The following is a 20314-nucleotide window of genomic DNA, read 5'->3' as shown; positions in this document are numbered from 1 at the left end:
GTTCGAAAACGTGTTTTTATTTTTTCAGTGGAATGTAGATTTCACTGATAGAATCATCATTATAAGGTCCTAAATATTCATCGCCGTAATATTCAAAGTTAAAGAGTCCCGGTAGCTTGTAATCCGTTTGGGGTAACCATTCCTCAAATATATAAGCATAGGTATATCCAACTTCATTGGCCTTTCCCTTATGTCTAAACTTCAAATACCTTTGGCTAGGTATTTCTTTGTAAGTGAACTGAAAAGAAACATCCACAGGTCCTTCTACTTCTACTGCACAGAAGAAAAACAACTCATCAGACATGTCTTCAAACCAGTATTGTAGTTGATAAAACTTAAGCGGCTTCACTTTAGATGGAATCTTGTCCAAATAATCCATAAGAAGCTGCCACTGCTTACTTAAATCATTGACCATTGAGAGGTCATGATAAAACTGAATACCTACCAAATGCTTTTTCTCTAGATCTACAATCGTAGGAGTTTTATCTATAGCATGCTTTTCCTTATTTAAAATACTCGGTGTAAGTCTCTTTATCATCAGTTTTCTGTTAAGACCAGTCTTTCTTGCTTGACTTGGTGTGATGCCAAACACACTTGTAAAAGCCCTGGTATAAACTTCTGGACTCTTAAAACCATAATCCAAGGCAATATCAATTACCTTATCATGCGTTTCTAGTATTCTACTTGAAGAAGAAGATATTTTTCTTGCTTGATAATATTGTTTAGGTGAATAACCTGTAATCGCCTTAAATAACCTACTGAAATAAAACTTGGAAAAACCCATTTGTCCTGCTAAGTTTTCAATAGAGATGTTATCTCCAAGGTTTTCTTCTAAAATATCAATTGATTTTAAGATGATTTCTTTATTATTCATAAATACTCCTAGAAGTTAAAGAACTTTGACCAATCAAAACTAGCTGATGATTCAATATCACCAGGTAGAAAATCACACCACTTTGGTGACTTAAAATCTCTCACACGATCACTACAAGGATAATAAGGCTTGATGTCTAAAATTGGTGTTTCATCCTCAGCATCTATATAATAAGTCGATACAATTCCCTTTTCAAAATCAATGTCTTTTACGCTGATAACAGTAACACATATTGGATTTGGTCTTATAGGTGACCTTGTTGCAAATATACCAAGCTCGTCTGGTCCTGTTTTATAGGGCTTTTGACATGTAAGATATGTTCTGCTTTCTTCATCGTCAAAGTGGTCAGCCCACCATGTAATTAAAAGATGTGAAAAACCATCTAATCCTTTAAGTCCCGCTTTATAAGTTTGGTCGATGACCAAGTTAAAGCCTTTATCTACCTTTACTTTTCCAATTTCCTTAAGATTCATTTTAACCTCCCTCATTCAATTACATCTTGTAATCTAATTATAGGATGGTTCAAGACAAAGTTCTTGATGGTGTTTGCCGCAATTTATAACATGAATGATGAAAGTTGTCATCATATAAGAAATAGCAGCAAAGACTGCTATTTAGCTTGATTTATGATTTCTTCTAGTCTTCTTACATAAATCTCAAACTCTTTTCGACCAGATGGTGTTAAAGTGTATGTGGATCTAGGTTTGTTGTTTTCAAAATCTTTGACAACTTGAACAATGTCCACTGCAACAAGTTTTTTCATATGTGTTGAAATATTACCATCTGTTGCACCAGTTAACTCTTTAACTTCTCTAAAAGTCTTTTTGCCTGTTAGAAGACATGAAACAATGGCTATTCTTATTTTTGACTGAAATATGTCAGGAATCGAATTCAGTTCCATACTTATCCCCTTTCACTTTGCCTCTTTAAGTATACACCCACATAGAGCAAAGTAAAAGGCATGATGATGTAACCCAGCTTGTCTAGAAGCTCCACGATAGTGTAGCCTAGACCAAAGTTGCCTATATAAGAGTGTAAAAAAGCGATGATGATATACAAACTGCCTAAATGAATCAAATGCTTCAACTCTGTCAAAATACCCGTCATTATAAGGGCAATGCTTAATCCATAAGCCATAATGGCTAGATTACTGGTTCTTAAAATCATCATGGTATCACCCGCATTTTCTACAACAACCCTCATCCTGATGACTTGTAGAAAAATAACCAAGACCCATAAGACCATTAAATGTCTTTCAAGGCCTATTAAAGGCTGTTTCTTGACCACTCTATAAAAGACATAAGCTCCTAATAAAAAGAAGACCAAGGGCATAAGGTATATCATAAAGGTGTAGGACGCATAAAAAGACATGGTCATTTCCTTATTCATACCTTGTATGAAATTGATCAATGACATTACAATGTACATACACCCCCATATAAGAAAGATCTTCGAGAAACCGCTGAAAGACCTTCTTGTTTTTTCTATGACACTCTTGATGATAGAAATATCATCTACTACATTTTCTAACTGTTTTTCCATATTACCTCCTTACATTTCATAGTACTTTGTAAAACAAAGTGAACATATGTAATTCTTCTTTACAATGCTTTTTTGCCAAAATCTTGGAATTTTTTGCATTATGCATTCAGTTTTTTAGCTTTTCACTCGCCTATTTGTCAAACCACATTTGAAATAATCATTTTTCTTTGGTAATAAATACATAAGTCTACCAAACCAGTGCAAATACTATACGTGCGTGTCATGACACATTTCTTTTCTGAAACTTTGACTCTTAGATATTTTAACGTCTGCGTATTTCTATGTTTTTTTACATGGAAATCCTCTAAAACATAAGCTATAATAGTTTTACTGTAAAACCAATTAATTTTATTATTTTCCCTTATTATCATCTAATGAATACTAATACTACACAATATTAAAATGTGTACTTCATAGCCACTTGGGTATAAAAGTATATATAGAAAACTCTTACATCTTTAATAAACATAAATAAGAAAGCATCTTATTATTGGAGGCACATGAGAATAGCAAGAACAGAAACTAAATACAGACTCTCTGCAGACAAGTATGGCCTTCTTCTTGATAAATTGACAAGGCTATTAGAAGCAGATGAACATAATGGCCCTTTTGGTTACACAGTAACATCACTTTACTTTGACAGCGTGCTGAACAAGGACTACTATGATAAAATTGATGGCCTTGAGAATCGAAAAAAGATTCGCTTAAGATTCTATAACAGAGAGACTGATCAAATCAAACTTGAAATGAAAATAAAAGACAACACCTATCAGGCTAAGGAGAGCATGCTTATCTACAAAGGTGATGCCATCTTACTCCAAGAAGGCGAATACGATTGCCTCCTTAAGTATCAAGATCCTTTTGCAGATAAGATTCGTCATATCATGACAACGCGCTCTTATAGACCCGTTGTTAAAATACAGTACACCAGACGTGCATTTATAGGTGAGGTTAATGCTACAAGAATCACCTTTGATTATGACCTGCGCGTCTCAGAAACAAGTTTGGATTTGTTTGAATCAGAGGACTATCTAGAAAGAATCCCTACTCAGTTTTTCGCCATACTGGAAGTCAAAAGCACAGGTGAACTTCCACACTATATCAAAACCCAACTGGCCCCTCTAACAGAATCATCTAGGGCAGTCAGTAAATATCGAGAATCACGTTGGTTATTCGAAGAACTCAATATCCTATAGGAGAATACTATGAGAGATACCTTATACAATCTGCTGGCAGGCGCCGGCGAATCCATAACCATTTATGACATGTTAATCAGACTCTTATTTGCATTTGCACTGGCTTTTGTCTTATACATCACTTACAGATTGTCATATACCACAGTCACCTATAACAGGAAGTTCAACACATCTTTAATTATGATTGCCATGGTGACATCAGCAGTTATGATGGTCATCGGTTCTAGTGTTGCCTTATCTCTTGGTATGGTTGGTGCCCTATCGATTGTTCGTTTTAGAACTGCAGTCAAAGATCCAAGGGATGCTGCTTATATCTTCTGGGCCATAACCATTGGTCTATGTGCAGGAACAGGCAATTTCTTCATAGGTTTTATCACAACCTTTATCATCAGCGGGGTTTTGATGGTCATGGGCCTAGGACTGACTTCCAAAAATGAACGTTATATCATCGTCATTAGAGGTGCAAGATCAGAACAAGATAATATCATGGCGGAAATCAACAGGACTTTTGGCCAGTATCTCCTTAAATCCAAACATACAAGCGGTGAATCATTAGAATTGGTTTATCAAGTCAAAATGAAAAACGGCGACGATATGGGTCTTACAGGAAGACTTTATCAACTACACGGGATTAAGAGTGTCAACATACTCGCGCAAAGTGGTGAGACCGTTGGATAAAAGATTAATTATGATCATTTCCTACATTGTTTTATTGGTTGGGCTTTTGTTGCTGACATTTGTCTATTTAGGACCATCTGCAGATGCAAACGAGTTTGATTTTGTACCTTTTCCTCAATTGGAAAGTGTTTCGAAAACAACCCTTGTCATTGAGAAGCCATTAAACATTTACATTGCAGGTAGTGAAAACATCACTGAAAATACAGTATTTAATAGAGATAAGTTTTCAGCGAATATCATCATAGAATCGAATAATAAAAAGAATTACTCTGCCCTTGTCAGCAAAAGAGGTGCCTCTTCCTTTTCTTATGTCAAACATCAGTTTTCAGTTTCCTTACAAGATGAAGATGGCATGCAGGTCAAGAAGAAGATTCTAGATATGCCAAAGGGAGAAGACTGGGTTTTAAGTGGACCTATTATCGACAGGACAATGATGCGAAACTACATCGGCTATAAGACAGCTTTTGAAATCATGCCTTACGCCCCAAGAACGCAATATACAGAGCTTTATGTACAAGTCAATGATGAGAATCCCGAATACCTTGGTCTTTATCAATGGACTGAAAAAATACGTCAAGGTGGTAACAGGGTGGATATTTCCCCTACTATTATGAACCTAGATGAAACATCTTTTATTATATCCAAGGATACCTACAGAGACGGCAACCAACTGATCAATGTATACGGTAAAGAACTTTATATGTATAGCTACCAATACATTGATGTTTATCCTAAAAGAACCCTTACCCAAGGCCAGATGAACTATATAGGCGATATCATGACAGAGTTTGAAAGAAACCTCTATCATGATAAATACGACATACCTGGTTTGGGTTATGCAGAACTGATTAACGTAGACAGTTTTGTAGACTACTATATCATCAACGAATTTTTCCAAAATACGGATGCAGGTCTTAAGTCCACCTATTTCTACAAAGACGTCAGAGGCCCCTTACACATCGGTCCAGTTTGGGATTTTAACAACTCTATGGGTAGTATCAATGCTGTATTTAAACTCGGTGACTATACTGGGCTTACATTACACGACAGACCTTTATACGAAAGACTCTTGCAAGACCCAGTTTTTGTTGATAAGGTACTTGAACGATATGAAGAACTCAGACGAGGTCCTTTAAAAACTGACAATATCCTAGCATCTATAGACCAGGCCGCAGTAGTTTTAAGACCCTACGTAGAAAAAGATCACAAGACATACCCACAAGCAGTTGTTGTTGATAATATGACTAAGTTTCTAAAAAACTCAGATCCAGAACTTCTAGATCATCTTTTAAGTTTAGAACAACCAATTGCAGACTTTGAAGGTGAAATAGACAGACTCAAATCATTTATAATCAACCGAGCTAATTGGTTGGACCAACATATAAACAGTATTTCTGATTGGACGGATTAAAGGCCTATGAAAAGATTCATTTACGGCACCACACTGGTAATTGCAATAATGCTATTATTGCTCTTTCAATTTTATAGACAATATAATAAAGAAAATGTGGCTTTCCAGTTCGTTTCTCAAAGCACTGAAATAGCACTTATAAGGGATGGTGTTTCAGAGATTTTCATTCCAAATGGGGTCACATTAACTGCAACTCAGCCTGGTGTTATACCTTCTGGTAACGAAGTGACACACGAAAGATATGTTGAGTGGTTCGGCCTCATGCAAGAAATGGGACTGAACACGGTCAAGGTAGATGCATTGATGCCTGGAAAATTTTATGAAGCTTTCTTAGAATACAACCAGTCTGTAGACCAACCTCTTTATCTATTACAAGGTGTTTACTTTGATGAGGTCGCTCTTAAAGATGGCTACTCACCTCTCGATGACAAGTGGGAAAAAGCCTTCAAGACAGATATCGAGGAAGCCATCGACGCCGTCCACGGCAATGCTAATATTTTTGATTCCATTTACCTTTTCAAAAAAAATCCAATAGATGTTTCAGACTATCTACTAGGTTATATAATCGGTGTCAATTGGGGAGCCGATGACATCACTTATTCAAATCTAACATTCGACCAAGATCCCTATATAGGTGATTACTTTGTATCCTCTGTTCATGCCAGTAACTTTGAAATATTTCTAACGCGTATGTTAGATCATGCTGCCACATATGAAGTATCTTATTACTCACAGCAGAGTCTTTACTCCATTCACTCACACGGTAGCCGACTGGCTAGATCACTTACTGAAGATGTGGCTGAAGAAGCATATGATGCAATCAGACTCCCATCAGTAATCGATGCTGAACACATCATTCCTGGTGAGCATCTAAAATCAGGTTTTTTTGTGAATTATGACATAGAACAAGTCAAATTCAATGTTGCAACTGAAAATGAACAAAGTGAGCTTGATAAAATTGTTGACTATCACAGCTTACCAGTTATTATCAGTGCATATGGTTTTCCTACAGGCCGGTTTACTGCAGAATACACACTTTTTGACTCAGAACCTTATTTAGATGAGGTTGACCAAGCCAGTAAAACAGCAAATCAATATAAAAGCATTAAAAGTTCAGGTGTTGCAGGACAATTTTTAAGAGACTGGCAGGATGCATGGTTTAAGTCCTCTTGGTACTCTTACAATTTAAAAGTCTTAGATCATTCTGTCTTGTGGCGAGATCTTCAGACATACGCCCAAAGCTATGGTGTCATTGCTTTTGAGCCGGATGGGGATCACATCCATTATGAGGACGGACTGATTGAAGAATGGTATGATATCAAAAAAATTCGTGTGTCTAATTTAACATCTTATAGCATCAATCACGATGCTTCTGCATTTCATATACTCATTGAATGTGAGGATGTAATTTCTGATAATACAAGTTTTTACTTAGGTATTGATGTTACACCAAACTCAGGAACTACTAGCATACCTGAACTGAATTTAGAATTTCAACAAGCAGTTGACTTCATCCTTCTTTTAGAGATGTCTGGTAATCAAGAAATCCTCGTTCAAGATTATTATGATGTCAATGCATTCAGACTAGAAAAGGATATGTTGAGAAGATTTCCAGATTTAGAAAGACCAAGTCCCGATTCCAGTGTTTTTAACTCAATTTATCAATACAGTGATGATTCAGCTTTATACTTTAAGTTCAAACCACTCGATGATAATGATATCAGAATCACTGGAAAACTCATTGAAGGTAATAACAATCCATCATCCGAAGATTATCAGTCGACTGCTGATTGGTCGAAAAAAGACAAGATCATTGAAGTCAGGTTACCTTATGGTCTTCTGAATTTCATGTCACCAGCCAGTAAAATGATTATAGATGACTTTAATATCGATCACACTTTTAGGATGAAGATGATAGATGGTATCACCCTTGAGCTTGTTGAAGTCAAGAGAGATAGGACAGATTACGCTCAGCCTTATTATTATACATGGGACAATTGGCTCAAACCAACCTTTTCAACACGCATCAAACCCATGTTTTATACACTGAAGGAAGCCATGAAGGATTAAAAATATGTTTGCCATTATATTTATTTACATGATGCTCTTCTCCTTCGTAACCATTATTGTTTCATCATTGATCTACTTGGTTTATACCGATTGGAGCAACAAACGTTTTAACAGAAGAGTTAACAGAATTCATCCTGAGTTTGCAACCTTAATTCAGGAGAGTTTTTATGCCCATAAGTTCAAGATGTCAACTTCAAAAGATAAAATCAATGTCATTAAAGGTCGTCTTAAGCAAAGAGCTTATGAAAAAGTATTCCAAGAAGTCATCTTGGAGTTTACATCTAACGAAAAAGAAAGACCTTTCGTCTCAGACTATATGGCTATGTATCATGACTACATCATACGAAGATTAAAAAACACCCGGTCCAACGGTGGTGTCAGACATATTCAAAATGTCTTTATGTTAGGTGAGTTCAGGCACAATCATTCCAGTGTGATCTCCTATTTGATAGAGGGTGTCAACAGTATATCCATCAACTCCAGATTCAACTGTATGTCAGCGATTTCTAAGATTGGCAATTCAGATGCTCTAGTTAAGTCACTGATGATTACTTCAGCTGAAAGACGTTACATGAGTAAGAAAGTACTCACCGATATCCTAGATAACTTTGAGGGTGATAAGGATATTCTGAATCAAAAGTTAGTAGAAAGCTTTAATCAGTTTAATCACGAACTTAAACTTCTTGTCATCAACTACTTCAACAACGAAATTGCTGAAACACCACTAAAAATTTTCGATGCCTACTTAAAAACAACACAAGACAAAGAAGAGCAGATACAGCTCTTAAAATACTTTGGTGCAGTTCAGTACCCAAATGTTTTGCCAACCATAAGGTCAAATCTAAAAAGTACTTATTGGGAAGTTAGAGCCATTGCTGCTAAAACCTTATCTAACTATACTGATTACTTTGTATTAGATGATATTATCGACTCATTAGGTGATTTCAACTGGTACGTCAGAACCAATACTGCAATCGCTATATTAGGACATTTAACCAATCATTTGGGTTACTCAGATGAAAACGTAGAAAGTTTCATAAATGAACTAGATGACAATTTTGCAGCAGGTGCAATGGAATACGCTAAACACTTAACAGATTAAGGAGTTCTAAATGTTAGAAAATATTGTTGATGGTATCAACTGGCTCTTCATGATCTATATTTTTCTGTATGCAGTAATTTTCTTTCTGTCGACAGTATATGCACTGATTAACTTGTTTGACCACAAAGAAAGAGAAAGACATGACAATGATTTATACATCAGAAACGAAAAAAACTTCATCCCAATTTCAGTCTTAGTTCCAGCTTACAACGAAGAAGTGACCATATGCGATTGCTTAGCATCACTACTCGACTTAGACTACCCTGAATATGAAGTAATTGTTATCGATGACGGATCAAAAGATTTAACTTCTCAAGTGATCATTGATAAGTATCAACTCAAAGAGACCAATCGACCAGTACGAAGAAGACTCCATACCCAAGAAGTTGAAAGTGTACATTCTGCTAGAGTAGGAAATGTTTTTTTAACACTAGCAAGAAAGAAAAATGGTGGTAAGGCTGATGCCTTAAATGTAGGTCTAAACACTGCTAGATTTCCTTATGTTGTTGCTCTCGATGCAGATTCCATGTTGCTTGCAAGAGATTCTCTTAAACAAATCAGCATGCCCACTATGGAAGATGATAGAACCATTGCAGTTGGAGGCAACATCAAGATTGCCAATCAAGTTGTTATAGAAAACGGTCAGATAAAGAAGACCTTTATACCTAAGAACTTTGTTGTTCTTATGCAAATGGTCGAATACGCTCGTATATTTATCACTACCCGAGTCTGGTTCAATCAGTTTAACGGTAATTTAATTATCTCAGGGGCCTTCGGTTTATTTAAGAAAGATGTTATTATAGATATTGGTGGATACAAAAATAAGAGTCTCGGAGAAGACATGATGATTGTTGTCAACATTCATTCCTTCTTCAGGAGAAACAAAAGAGAATATCGGATATCCTATGTACCAACAGCCATTTGTTGGACACAGGTACCTTCTACCATGAAAGACCTTGGCGTTCAGAGAAAACGCTGGCATAAAGGTTTGATGGAAAGTTTGATAGAACACCGATATATATTTTTAAATCCCCGTTTTGGTTGGATAGGGTTCTTCTCATATGCCTATTACTTGTTTTATGAGATGCTTTCACCCTTTTTCGAAGTCATCGGATTTTTGACCATTATAATTTCCTTTATCACAGGATTTATCAATGTTCAGTTTTTAATGACCTTTTTTACAGTGTATATCTTCTACAGCGTCATCGTCTCAGTTTCAGCTATGATACTTGATTTTTATATGATGGACAACCAGTACAAGTTCAGGTACCTCTTAACCTTTATCGGTTTGGCAATCGTTGAAGCATTTGGTTACAGGCAGTACAATTCCATCTTGAGAATCATCGGAACCTTTGAATATTTTAGAAAGGGACACTCTTGGGGCAGCATCAGTAGAAGCGAACACCTAAAAACAGAGAAAGTTTAGGTATGAAATGATATTGATTTTATTAACATGGTATTTAATCATGAACTCAGCGTGCTGTTTTTGCCCTGCTGAGCCTATAGATCAAGCCATGTTTGTTTGGGACATCAACTTAATAGATGAAGAATTATTATCAGATATAAAAGAGGATGGTTTTAATAAAATTTACTTGTACTGCTCAAGTGATGAAGACTTATTCGAGGAAAAGCTGGCTTTGATCTCAGACAAGCATATATCTGTTTATGCTCTTAACGGTTCATATACATGGATTGATAAGCCTAATAAACTGAATAAGTTTTTTAAGTACATAAGCGAACTCGACCCATCAAGGTATCCTCATTTTGAGGGAATTATATTGGATATTGAACCCTATGTTCTTAAGGACAGGGACACTGAATCAGATTACCAGACCTTTCAGGATTTGATTTTAGAGGCACAGAAACAAGCCCAGACGTCTGATTTGACCTTAAATATTGTCATCCCATTTTGGTATGATGATGTTAAGCTTTCTAACATGAAATTAGACGAAAACCTGGCTGAATGGATAATTAGAACATCTGATGAAGTGACAGTCATGGCTTATCGAAATAAGCTATATGGCGATAATGGTGTTTTGACTTTAATAGAAAATGAAGCAGATTATTCCAAAGAAAACGAAAAAAAACTTATCGTCACTTTAGAAACAAGACCTTCTGAAGAAGGTGAACACATCTCCTTTGCCGGTCAGGAAAAGACAACAGTCTTACAAACATTTAATGAAATAAAACTGAGATTCAAGAAAAGGTGTAACTTCATTCATTATGGTGTACACGACCTGGAATCCTGGATAAATATGAAATGACACTCATCGAGTGTCATTCTTTATATACCTTCTTAAATCACCTATCATATAAAAGGAACCAAAGCCCAATTTTGTACCTGATATCTTTTCGGCCTGAATATAGGCATCTTCAATGGATCTACTTACTCTTAAGTTGTCATAACCCAAGGATTCAAACTTTTCTTTCAGAAGCTCTACATCAAGTTTTCTGAAACTATTGGGTTCAGTTAAGATCACCCTCCTAAAATGTCCCCTTAGAGCCATTAAGGCCTCATCGATGGTCTTATCCCTTAAAGCACCAAAAACCCCCACCAAATCATAAAGATTCAAGGATTCTAGAACATCTTTTAAAGCCATAAGACTTTCATGATTATGGGCTCCATCCAATATCCATTGATCGATTCTTTCAAATCTGCCTTCAAAGCCAGTCTCTAATACACCTTCTAACATGTGATCATTTGAAACACTGGTATAACCCTTAACATTCAAATAGTGTACAGCTTCTAATACACCAATAATATTCGCTGCCTGATGTTTACCCATAAGTCTTGTTTGGAGTTTTAAGCCCTTATATGAGAAACTCATAAGCTCATCATATGAACAAATTACATCCGGATCAAAACTTTTTACAAGAGCCATTTTTCGTTGACAGTCTGCTCGCAAGAAGTCTTCAACGTCTTTAAGCTGAGGATGCATGATCAGTGCTGAATTATTTTTGATAACACCCGATTTTTCTTTTGCAATATCTAAGACCGTGTCTCCTAGAAAACCTGTATGGTCAAGTGAAATCGGCGTTATAATAGAGAGAATAGAAAAGTCCATCACATTGGTGCAGTCGTTTTCTCCACCCATGGCCACCTCAACCACTGCAAAATCCACATGCTCTTCATAAAAATATAAGTACATAATGGCTGCTATGATTTCATATTCTGTAGGATATTCTAAACCATCAGATAACATGTCTTCACATAAGGATTTAATTCTAGCTGAAAGTTCAAACAACCTCTCATCACTAATAGGCCCATGAATATCAAACATATGATTAAAACTGATAATAGAAGGCGTTGAAAACTGCCCAACCTTATAATCAGCTTTTCTTAGGATATTCGTTAGTACTGTTGCTGTTGTCCCCTTACCATTGGTACCGGTAATATGAATGATATCCAGTTTGTTTTGGGGATTATCCAGTCGATTCAAGAGTTCTTTGACCCTAGACAAACCGGGTTTTATACCATATGATTTTATTTGATCCAACCAATTTTCAAAGTCTAATTTATTCATAAAAAAACCTCTAAAGAAAAGGCGGTAAAACCGCCTTTGATTACATTTTAGCCTTCATAGCCTCAATTCTTTCATTAACACTATCAAGCATTTCCTGATATTTAACTTGCTTTTCTTTTTCAGCATTGATTAACTTCTCAGGCGCCTTCTTTACAAAACCTTCATTAGAAAGTTTCTTAACAACTCTCTCAACTTCAGATTCTAATTTCTTCTTCTCTTTTTCTAATCTTTCTACTTCCTTAGAAAAGTCTACTAAATCAGCAAGCGGTAAGAATAATTCTGCACCTTCAGTAACAACAGCAACTGCATCCTCTGGAATATTGTCTTTAGAATCTAAACCAATTTCAGAAGCTGAAGCCAATGCTGTAAAGTAGTTTGCATTTTCACTGAATAAGTTTGAAATTTCTTCATTTGCAACTACGATAACCTTAGCTTTTCTAGATGGCTTAACATCCATTTCACTTCTTACGTTACGTACATTCTTAATTGCTTCCATGATGATTCTCATTGATTTTTCAGAAGCTTGATCATTGTTATCTGCAATTACCTTAGGCCACTGAGCCGTGATTAAATCACTTGATGTACCTGGTAAGTGTGACCAAATTTCTTCAGTGATGAATGGCATAAACGGATGAAGAAGCTTAAGCATATCCTTAAGAACCTTAATAAGTACCTTTTGAGCAGTTTCTTTTTCAGTCTCATCTTCACTGTAAAGACGTTTCTTAGAAAGCTCAATGTACCAGTCGCAATACTCATCCCAGATAAAACCATAGATCTTATCAGCAGCAATACCTAACTCATACTTGTCTAAGTTAGATGTTACTTCTTCAATCACAGCATTCACTCTAGATAATATCCACTTGTCTGATAACTCTAATTTTTCATCACCAGTTAAAGTATAATCTTTATCCTCTAGACCCATCATTACAAATCTAGAAGCATTCCATAATTTATTAGCAAAGTTTCTTGATGCTTCTACTTTTTCCATGTAGAAACGGAAGTCATTACCTGGTGAGTTACCAGTACATAACATAAATCTAAGTGCATCTGCACCATACTTGTCAATTACTTCTAATGGATCAATACCATTACCATATGACTTCGACATCTTTCTACCATCTGATGCTCTAACAAGACCATGAATCAAGGTATCATGGAAAGGTACTTCACCCATTTGCTCTAAGCCTGAGAATAACATTCTCGCAACCCAGAAGAAAATGATATCATAACCCGTAACCAATACATTTGTTGGGTAGAAGTAATCCAACTCAGGTGTTTTTTCTGGCCAACCTAATGTTGAGAAAGGCCATAAAGCAGATGAGAACCAAGTATCTAATACATCAGGATCTTGAGTAAAGTTTGTGTGTCCACAAGCTGTACATACATCTGGCATTTCCTTAGCTACATGAACTTGTTTACAAGCGTCACAGTAGTATGCCGGAATTCTATGTCCCCACCATAACTGTCTAGATATACACCAGTCTCTTACATTGTCCATCCAAGAGTAATAGATTTTATCAAATCTCTCAGGAACAAACTTCATTTTGCCATTATTTACAGCTTCATTTGCAGGCTTAGCTAAGTCTTCCATCTTAACAAACCACTGGTCAGAAAGCATCGGCTCGATTACTGTATGACATCTATAGCAAGTACCAACATTGTGGTCATGTGCTTTGATTTCTACTAATAAATCAGCTTCTTCTAAATCCTTAACAAGCGCTATTCTACACTCATAACGATCCATACCTTCATACTTACCTGCAAGCTTGTTCATTGTCGCATCTTCGTTCATTACGATGATCTGCTCTAAATCATGACGCTTACCAATTTCAAAGTCATTAGGGTCATGAGCAGGTGTTACCTTTAGAGCACCCGTACCTAATTCAATGTCTACATACTCATCACCAACGATAGGCAATTCTCTACCTACGATTGGTAAGATACATGTTTTACCGATTAAGTGTTTGTATCTGTCATCATTAGGATTTACAGCAACAGCCGTATCACCAATTAATGTTTCTGGTCTAGTAGTGGCAATTTCTAAATACTCATCAGAATCCTTGATAAAGTACTTAATATGCCAGAAGTTACCTGATTTTTCTTCATGATCAACTTCCGCATCCGATAAAGTCGTCTTACAATCTGGACACCAGTTGTTTAATCTGTAGCCCTTGTAGATATAACCCTTTTCATAAAGTCTTAGGAATACTTCTGTAACAGCATCATTACAACCTTCATCCAAAGTAAATCTCTCTTTAGACCAGTCACATGAGTTACCAAGCTTTTTCATTTGTCTTACAATACGTCCACCGTATTCTTCTCTCCATGCCCATGCATGCTTTAAGAAATTATCTCTACCTAAATCTTCTTTAGATAGACCTTCAGTGTTTCTTAAGTGTTCTAAGACCTTAACTTCTGTTGCTATAGAAGCATGGTCTGTTCCTGGAAGCCATAATGCTTCATAACCCTGCATTCTCTTAAATCTAATTAAAACATCCTGTAATGTGTGGTCAAGTGCATGACCCATGTGTAACTGACCAGTGATGTTTGGTGGAGGAAGAACGATTGTATAAGGCTCTTTCTCTTTATTTACGTTGGCTTCGAAAGCTTTAGTCTCTTCCCACTTTTCGTAAATCTTTTCCTCAAATGACTTAGGGTCATAGGTTGTGCCCATTTTTAACTCTGCCATTTTGATCTCCTTTCAAATACTGTTTATAAACCTTTGTGTTTGATGAAGACTTTCTCAAAAAATATAAAAAACCCTTCATCCTCATATGGGACGAAAGATCGCGGTACCACCCAAATTCCAGCGCAAGCACTGACACTCATTATCGATGTAACGTATCTAACCCGTCTGTTCCTACTTATTCAGAACAGCATCTCCAAAGCTACCTTCAACAACCTTTACTGAAAAACTTCCACCAAAACATTTTTCTCTCTAAAAGCAAGTATTGTCTACTCCTCTTTTTCATTGATTTTATATCATTATAATAAAGGAAATGTTAACTGTCAATAACAATAGAAAAAGAACATCATAAAGATGTTCCTTACTTTGCTTTTAGTTCCGCAATGATTGTTTCAACTGTCTTTTTACCAACACCCATTGATTCAGGTGATAGTTCCTCTATTAAAACTGTATGAAACTGCTCTGGTGCACCTGTGACTTCCATAGATACTTGAGTCAATCTTTCCACAAGCTCACGCTTCTGTTCCATACTCAGCGGTGTAGATGTTACTCTTATTGTTGGCATATTATGTCCTCCTTTGAAAACATAATAGCATGATTAGAAGTATGTTTATTGTAGAAATGCGACACTAGTCGAAATCTATTTTTGACTTCAGAGCAGGCTTTTCTTTTACAAAGGCCTTCGGTGTATAAGAGGCGTATTTTTTAAAGTTTTTTGTAAAGTGTGCTTGATCATAATAATCACTGTATAGAGCAATTTCTGACAGTCTTTGTTCATCATAAAGTAGAGCTCTAGAGGCAATTTCAAACTGCCTAATGCCCTTAAAGTCTTTGGGTGATACACCTATGATCTTTAAAAAACGTCTTTCAAAGCTTCTTCTTTGTATACCATGTTTAATACAGAAATCACCGACATTAAGGTCCCCATCTATAAATGCCTCAATTAGATTGTAGTCAAACTTTTCAGGGATGTTTTCAGTCAAGTAGTCCTCCAATGCATCAATCACTTGATTCATCTCGAATCCATTTACATTATCAATAACTGTATTCAACTCAGGTATGCAATCGGATAGCTTTAAAATCTTATCCGTTAGTTTTGACATATGAGCTCCATAAAAGGCATAAAATCCCCAAGGTGTAAAAGATATGCCCCACGCCCTCACAAAACCAGATTGTTCTAATGTGATATTCTTATGTCTTAAACCATGAACCAAAGCACTGTCTAAGGGCATTTTATGACCATGAAGGACATATGAAAGTTTACCTTCAACTGGCACTATAATATCATAGTGATCCATTGGAAGGAGCTGCATTTTTTCGTTTTCATCTAAGTCGCCATAAGTCACGAAATAATGCCTGATATAAGGTTTTAGCTTTTCGTCAACCTTGTTGTAAAATGTCATTTTTATCTTTTTCATACCTTGATTATAACAAATTCTTTGACTTTTTCTAGGTCAGCTTAAGTACAAACTCATAACCCGACTTTTTCCCAATTGGCTTTAATGAGTCGTATAAGTAGTTAGAAACATCGGGTTCTGCATTAGAAGCAATAGTTGCAAAGTCGACACCTTTGTCACGCAGTCTTTTAAAACACGCCTTGGCCAAAGCTTTACCTAACCCCCTTCTTCTATAAGCCTCATGAACCCCCATAGGCTCAATATAACCAAGCTTTTCATTATGCTGTTCAAGCCAGCCTGTACAATAAGCCACAGCTTCATTATCCTGATTGATGCAAATCAGATCTAAATCAGCCATATAACCAGGTGTCTTCATAAAGGATTCTATTCTAGAAACTGGGTGTTCTTTTTTAGAAAAAGCGCTGCAGATCAGTCGACTCTTGCTTTTATAGTCCAGATAATCAGAAAAATTTAATAGTCTAAAAGATGCATCCAGTTCATACTCAAAATCATAGCTGGTCAAATCATAAGTTCTTACATTGTTTTCATGTCTGCCTTTTACAAAACCTCTTTCTTCAAGTTTAGCCACCTTATAAGGATCAATTAAAAAAACAGGTGAAATAATTTCTTCTTTGCCTTTGCCAAACACATCTATAACCCAATCAATAACCGAATCATATAGGTCATGATGATCTGGATGCACAAGTATGAAGATATCTTTTTCTCCATACTCCGATATGGCCAATGCCACAACTTCGTCATCATGCGTCCAGTAGTGGGTACTCTTTTCAAAAAAATGCTGGTCTTTGTTGTAATGGTAACTGTAACGCCACCAATCAAAACGACTTGGATCCCAGTTGTTGTCATGATTCTTATAAGCCTCTAGACCTCTTAAAAAATCTTTCACTTTCTGAAACTCATTATCAGTATTCAAATAATTATAATCTCTATACATAGCTTCCTCCTATCTTTATTTCATCTTACCATTTTACAAGCAGGTATATTCACTTAAAAACAACTTATACATTACAGTTATCCTACACCTGGTTTGATACAAAAGTATAAGGCAAATGTCATCACGATTAAAATCCTCAAAATTGGGTAAAAATAGACTAAGGAGGTGACTGTATGAACAGAGAAATTCATGAACTCATTAACCTTAAGGCCCTTCGTTTAGAAATCGAGGTAGGATTAGGCATCTCTTGTTTCAATGAAGAACACCTAAACAAAGCTCAACTCAACCATATTTCAAAGTATCAAAAATATAGAAAACAACAATTTAAGATGCTCAATCGCTTAAATCACGCCATTGATATTGACGAAAGAATCATCGAAAAAAGACATTGAAGAAGTTTTACTTCTCAATGCCTTTATTTTTATTGGTTTACAAAATTATAGCCAAACCTAAATGCTTCCTCATTTAACTTAATAGCCTTCTCAGGTACCCTTTCTCTAATAACCTGTAACCACTTGGTAGTATCAAATGTAAGCTTACCAGCAAGCATGCCTAGTATAATGGTATTGGCAACCATCTTATTGCCAAGCTCTACCCCCTTATGACTTGCATCTAAGGCGTAAGTCTCGTATCTTTCTTTCATCTTCTCAATTTCATCAAATGGATAAGTTGATTTATCAAATACTACATCAGCTGGATAAATGATTTTATCATTCATCAAGATGACACCATCTTCTTTTAACATCTTACTGTATCTATAACCTTCAAGAGGTTCAAGAGCTAATAAGTAATCCAAGCTACCTTCTTCAATATTAGGTGAATAGACTTTTTCTCCAAATCTGATACTGGCCCATACACGACCGCCACGCTGAGAAAGTCCTATAACATCATTGGTTTTTACATCGTAACCAGAAAGTCTTGCCACCTCAGCAATAATACCCGATGTCATCACAAGACCTTGTCCACCTACACCACATAACATGATATTCTTCATACCTACACCTCTTTTCTATCTGTCACAAGCTTAATAGCCCCTACCGGACACACTTGAGCACAAATACCGCAGCCCACACACATATCTTCATCAATAGATGATTTCATCTTTTCAATGCCATCGTATTTTTTCATCTTAAGTGGCGGACAGTTGGTTCTGATGCATGACTTACACGCGATACATATTTCAGGATCCACATAATATGGCGTTTTCTTCACCTTGTATTTAAGGGCACATTGACCTTTTGCAATGACAATCGACAAGCCATTAAAGCCTATTTCATCATCGATTATTTTCTTAGTTGCCTTGTAATCGTACTGATCTACCTCTATGACCCTCTTAAAACCAATGGTTTCAAGAAGTGATTTTATATCTACATGCAAATCATCTTTTTCGTTAAAGTTACCTGAACCACCATTGTGCTGACCACCTGTCATAGCCGTGGTTCTATTATCAAGAATTAAAAAGGTCATATTCTCAAAGTCCTCTTGCTGGTGCAAAAGGTTGATAAATGAAGGTATACCAGAATGGAAGAAGGTACCATCACCAATTAAAGAAACAATAGGTTCTTCCTTTTGTCCCAAAGACATAGCCTTTCTAATACCTTTTGTAATACCTACACTGGCGCCCATTGAAATAATGGAATGAGATATCTCAGTTGGACTTAAGACGCCTAGAGAATAACAACCAATATCACCAATCACCATTTTGGCCTTAGATTTCTTTAAAATATCAAAGATTGGTCTATGAGGACAGCCCGCACAGAAGAGAGGTTGTCTGTTAACAGTCGGTAAATCCATTTTGCCAGACTTGATATCACCACTGATAAGTCCTGCTTCAAGAAGACCATTATGGATAGATGTAGCATCTAACTCGCCAGTAAAAGAAAAATACTCCTTACCTACAGATTCAATGCCCATCAACTTAAGTTCATTTTGAATAAATGGCATCATTTCTTCTATGACAACAATCTTCTTATAGCCACTTGTTATTTTTTCTATATATGACTTAGATAGCGGATAAACCATCCCTAACTTTAAAACATCTATTTCTAAACCTAACTCTTTTACATAAACATAGGGTAAACCAGATGTGATAATCAGAACATCCTTCGAATGTCCAGCTTCTAGTTTATTTAAATCAATTGTTTCTGTATCATCAGCTAGTGATTGAACTCTATCTTTCATAAAGTACTGGGCCTTATTGGAATTAGGCGGAATCATACAGTACTTACCATCTTTTTTAAAGACCTCTTTAACAGACTCTAATCTTTCTTCAACATTCACAATTGATCTGGAATGACATAGTCTAGATGTAATTCTTATCATGACTGGCGTTTCATATTTTTCAGAAAGATCAAAGGCTTTTTTAGCAAAGTCTTTGGCATCTTGTGCATCAGAAGGATCCAGTATGAGCATATTGGCAAACTTACCAAATACCCTATTATCTTGTTCATTTTGTGAGCTCTTCAATCCTGGATCATCACCAGAAATCAAAACAAAGCCACCATTTGTTGGTGTTTCAGTAAATGTCATTAATGGGTCAGCTGCAATATTGACCCCCACATGTTTCATGCTCACCATAGATCTTACACCTGCAAACGAGCCACCAATAGCAACTTCTAGTGCTACTTTTTCATTGGTGGAAAACTCACCGTATACACCTTCATATTGCTTTGCTGCTTCTAGTATCTGTACAGTTGGCGAACCTGGATAAGAGGTTGCTATTTTACCCCCTGCTTCATAGAACCCTCTAGCAATAGCTTCGTTTCCTGTCATCATTAATTGCTTCATTGTTCCTCCATTCTAAATTTAATTTAGTCCATCATATAATATTTACACCAAAATTATAGACTTTAAGCAAAAAAGCACCTGAAATTTTCAGA

General features: G+C 36.1%; 19 protein-coding genes and 1 other annotated feature. Of the genes, 8 read left to right on the top strand and 11 right to left on the bottom strand.

Going from position 1 to position 20314, the window contains the following annotated elements; genetic code table 11:
- Positions 1–16: 16 nt before the first annotated feature.
- The 4 genes from EZV73_RS03640 to EZV73_RS03625 form a co-directional block, all read right to left on the bottom strand.
- Positions 17–874 carry an AraC family transcriptional regulator gene (locus tag EZV73_RS03640; protein WP_240838382.1) on the bottom strand — a complete coding sequence of 286 codons (858 nt, stop codon included), beginning with the start codon at positions 872–874 and terminating at the stop codon, positions 17–19.
- Positions 875–882: 8 nt separating this feature from the next.
- Positions 883–1347 (bottom strand): TrmO family methyltransferase, encoded by a 465-nt coding sequence (locus EZV73_RS03635; protein ID WP_240838381.1) that lies wholly within the window; start codon positions 1345–1347, stop codon positions 883–885.
- Positions 1348–1484: 137 nt separating this feature from the next.
- Complete coding sequence (locus EZV73_RS03630; RefSeq protein WP_240838380.1) at positions 1485–1775, bottom strand: transcriptional regulator; 291 nt, start codon at positions 1773–1775, stop codon at positions 1485–1487.
- Between the two features lie 2 nt (positions 1776–1777).
- A complete protein-coding gene (locus tag EZV73_RS03625; protein WP_240838378.1) occupies positions 1778–2416 on the bottom strand; it encodes a hypothetical protein in 639 nt (212 codons plus the stop codon).
- Between the two features lie 500 nt (positions 2417–2916).
- Here EZV73_RS03625 and EZV73_RS03620 point away from each other — a divergent pair, with 500 nt between their 5' ends.
- From EZV73_RS03620 to EZV73_RS03590, 7 genes are read left to right on the top strand one after another with little or no spacing between them, the layout of a single operon-like run.
- Positions 2917–3612 (top strand): polyphosphate polymerase domain-containing protein, encoded by a 696-nt coding sequence (locus EZV73_RS03620; RefSeq protein ID WP_240838376.1) that lies wholly within the window; start codon positions 2917–2919, stop codon positions 3610–3612.
- Between the two features lie 9 nt (positions 3613–3621).
- Complete coding sequence (locus EZV73_RS03615; RefSeq protein ID WP_240838374.1) at positions 3622–4290, top strand: DUF4956 domain-containing protein; 669 nt, start codon at positions 3622–3624, stop codon at positions 4288–4290.
- Positions 4283–5701 (top strand): CotH kinase family protein, encoded by a 1419-nt coding sequence (locus tag EZV73_RS03610; RefSeq protein WP_240838372.1) that lies wholly within the window; start codon positions 4283–4285, stop codon positions 5699–5701. Before EZV73_RS03615 ends, EZV73_RS03610 begins: the two co-directional genes overlap by 8 nt.
- Positions 5702–5707: 6 nt before the next feature.
- Entirely contained in the window at positions 5708–7771 is a 2064-nt protein-coding gene (locus EZV73_RS03605) for a hypothetical protein (protein WP_240838370.1), read from the top strand.
- A 4-nt stretch (positions 7772–7775) separates the two neighbouring features.
- Positions 7776–8873, top strand: a complete 1098-nt coding sequence (locus EZV73_RS03600; RefSeq protein WP_240838368.1) for a HEAT repeat domain-containing protein — start codon at positions 7776–7778, stop codon at positions 8871–8873.
- Positions 8874–8883: 10 nt separating this feature from the next.
- Positions 8884–10299 carry a glycosyltransferase gene (locus tag EZV73_RS03595; protein WP_240838366.1) on the top strand — a complete coding sequence of 472 codons (1416 nt, stop codon included), beginning with the start codon at positions 8884–8886 and terminating at the stop codon, positions 10297–10299.
- Between the two features lie 7 nt (positions 10300–10306).
- Positions 10307–11137 (top strand): hypothetical protein, encoded by an 831-nt coding sequence (locus EZV73_RS03590; RefSeq protein ID WP_240838365.1) that lies wholly within the window; start codon positions 10307–10309, stop codon positions 11135–11137.
- A 3-nt stretch (positions 11138–11140) separates the two neighbouring features.
- Here the strand turns inward: EZV73_RS03590 and EZV73_RS03585 are convergent, their stop codons facing one another.
- The 5 genes from EZV73_RS03585 to EZV73_RS03565 form a co-directional block, all read right to left on the bottom strand.
- Entirely contained in the window at positions 11141–12397 is a 1257-nt protein-coding gene (locus EZV73_RS03585; protein ID WP_240838363.1) for a folylpolyglutamate synthase/dihydrofolate synthase family protein, read from the bottom strand.
- Positions 12398–12437: 40 nt separating this feature from the next.
- On the bottom strand, positions 12438–15086 hold the full coding sequence (locus tag EZV73_RS03580; RefSeq protein WP_240838361.1) for a valine--tRNA ligase: 2649 nt from the start codon (positions 15084–15086) through the stop codon (positions 12438–12440).
- An 83-nt stretch (positions 15087–15169) separates the two neighbouring features.
- Positions 15170–15378, bottom strand: a binding site (T-box leader).
- Between the two features lie 66 nt (positions 15379–15444).
- Positions 15445–15648: a 4-oxalocrotonate tautomerase DmpI gene (gene dmpI, locus EZV73_RS03575; protein ID WP_240838359.1), complete on the bottom strand. Its 204-nt coding sequence runs from the start codon at positions 15646–15648 to the stop codon at positions 15445–15447.
- Positions 15649–15712: 64 nt separating this feature from the next.
- Positions 15713–16501 (bottom strand): AraC family transcriptional regulator, encoded by a 789-nt coding sequence (locus EZV73_RS03570; RefSeq protein ID WP_240838358.1) that lies wholly within the window; start codon positions 16499–16501, stop codon positions 15713–15715.
- A gap of 31 nt (positions 16502–16532) precedes the next feature.
- Positions 16533–17435 (bottom strand): GNAT family N-acetyltransferase, encoded by a 903-nt coding sequence (locus EZV73_RS03565; protein ID WP_240838356.1) that lies wholly within the window; start codon positions 17433–17435, stop codon positions 16533–16535.
- Positions 17436–17608: 173 nt separating this feature from the next.
- Between EZV73_RS03565 and EZV73_RS03560 the strand changes: the two genes are divergently transcribed.
- A complete protein-coding gene (locus EZV73_RS03560) occupies positions 17609–17827 on the top strand; it encodes a hypothetical protein (RefSeq protein WP_240838355.1) in 219 nt (72 codons plus the stop codon).
- A gap of 29 nt (positions 17828–17856) precedes the next feature.
- Here the strand turns inward: EZV73_RS03560 and EZV73_RS03555 are convergent, their stop codons facing one another.
- Entirely contained in the window at positions 17857–18429 is a 573-nt protein-coding gene (locus EZV73_RS03555) for an indolepyruvate oxidoreductase subunit beta (RefSeq protein WP_240838354.1), read from the bottom strand.
- Positions 18430–18431: 2 nt separating this feature from the next.
- On the bottom strand, positions 18432–20222 hold the full coding sequence (locus EZV73_RS03550; protein WP_240838353.1) for a thiamine pyrophosphate-dependent enzyme: 1791 nt from the start codon (positions 20220–20222) through the stop codon (positions 18432–18434).
- Between the last annotated feature and the right edge of the window lie 92 nt (positions 20223–20314).

The organism is Acidaminobacter sp. JC074, from assembly GCF_022496765.1.
Classification (GTDB): domain Bacteria; phylum Bacillota; class Clostridia; order Peptostreptococcales; family Acidaminobacteraceae; genus JABXKX01.
This window is presented reverse-complemented; position numbering and strand designations above follow the sequence as displayed.

Bases quoted from the DNA above. Each gene is read 5' to 3' on its own strand.
- EZV73_RS03640 (WP_240838382.1), bottom strand. From the start codon at position 874: ATGAATAATAAAGAAATCATCTTAAAATCAATTGATATTTTAGAAGAA.
- EZV73_RS03635 (WP_240838381.1), bottom strand. From the start codon at position 1,347: ATGAATCTTAAGGAAATTGGAAAAGTAAAGGTAGATAAAGGCTTTAAC.
- EZV73_RS03630 (WP_240838380.1), bottom strand. From the start codon at position 1,775: ATGGAACTGAATTCGATTCCTGACATATTTCAGTCAAAAATAAGAATA.
- EZV73_RS03625 (WP_240838378.1), bottom strand. From the start codon at position 2,416: ATGGAAAAACAGTTAGAAAATGTAGTAGATGATATTTCTATCATCAAG.
- EZV73_RS03620 (WP_240838376.1), top strand. From the start codon at position 2,917: ATGAGAATAGCAAGAACAGAAACTAAATACAGACTCTCTGCAGACAAG.
- EZV73_RS03615 (WP_240838374.1), top strand. From the start codon at position 3,622: ATGAGAGATACCTTATACAATCTGCTGGCAGGCGCCGGCGAATCCATA.
- EZV73_RS03605 (WP_240838370.1), top strand. From the start codon at position 5,708: ATGAAAAGATTCATTTACGGCACCACACTGGTAATTGCAATAATGCTA.
- EZV73_RS03600 (WP_240838368.1), top strand. From the start codon at position 7,776: ATGTTTGCCATTATATTTATTTACATGATGCTCTTCTCCTTCGTAACC.
- EZV73_RS03595 (WP_240838366.1), top strand. From the start codon at position 8,884: ATGTTAGAAAATATTGTTGATGGTATCAACTGGCTCTTCATGATCTAT.
- EZV73_RS03590 (WP_240838365.1), top strand. From the start codon at position 10,307: ATGATATTGATTTTATTAACATGGTATTTAATCATGAACTCAGCGTGC.
- EZV73_RS03585 (WP_240838363.1), bottom strand. From the start codon at position 12,397: ATGAATAAATTAGACTTTGAAAATTGGTTGGATCAAATAAAATCATAT.
- EZV73_RS03580 (WP_240838361.1), bottom strand. From the start codon at position 15,086: ATGGCAGAGTTAAAAATGGGCACAACCTATGACCCTAAGTCATTTGAG.
- dmpI (WP_240838359.1), bottom strand. From the start codon at position 15,648: ATGCCAACAATAAGAGTAACATCTACACCGCTGAGTATGGAACAGAAG.
- EZV73_RS03570 (WP_240838358.1), bottom strand. From the start codon at position 16,501: ATGAAAAAGATAAAAATGACATTTTACAACAAGGTTGACGAAAAGCTA.
- EZV73_RS03565 (WP_240838356.1), bottom strand. From the start codon at position 17,435: ATGTATAGAGATTATAATTATTTGAATACTGATAATGAGTTTCAGAAA.
- EZV73_RS03560 (WP_240838355.1), top strand. From the start codon at position 17,609: ATGAACAGAGAAATTCATGAACTCATTAACCTTAAGGCCCTTCGTTTA.
- EZV73_RS03555 (WP_240838354.1), bottom strand. From the start codon at position 18,429: ATGAAGAATATCATGTTATGTGGTGTAGGTGGACAAGGTCTTGTGATG.
- EZV73_RS03550 (WP_240838353.1), bottom strand. From the start codon at position 20,222: ATGAAGCAATTAATGATGACAGGAAACGAAGCTATTGCTAGAGGGTTC.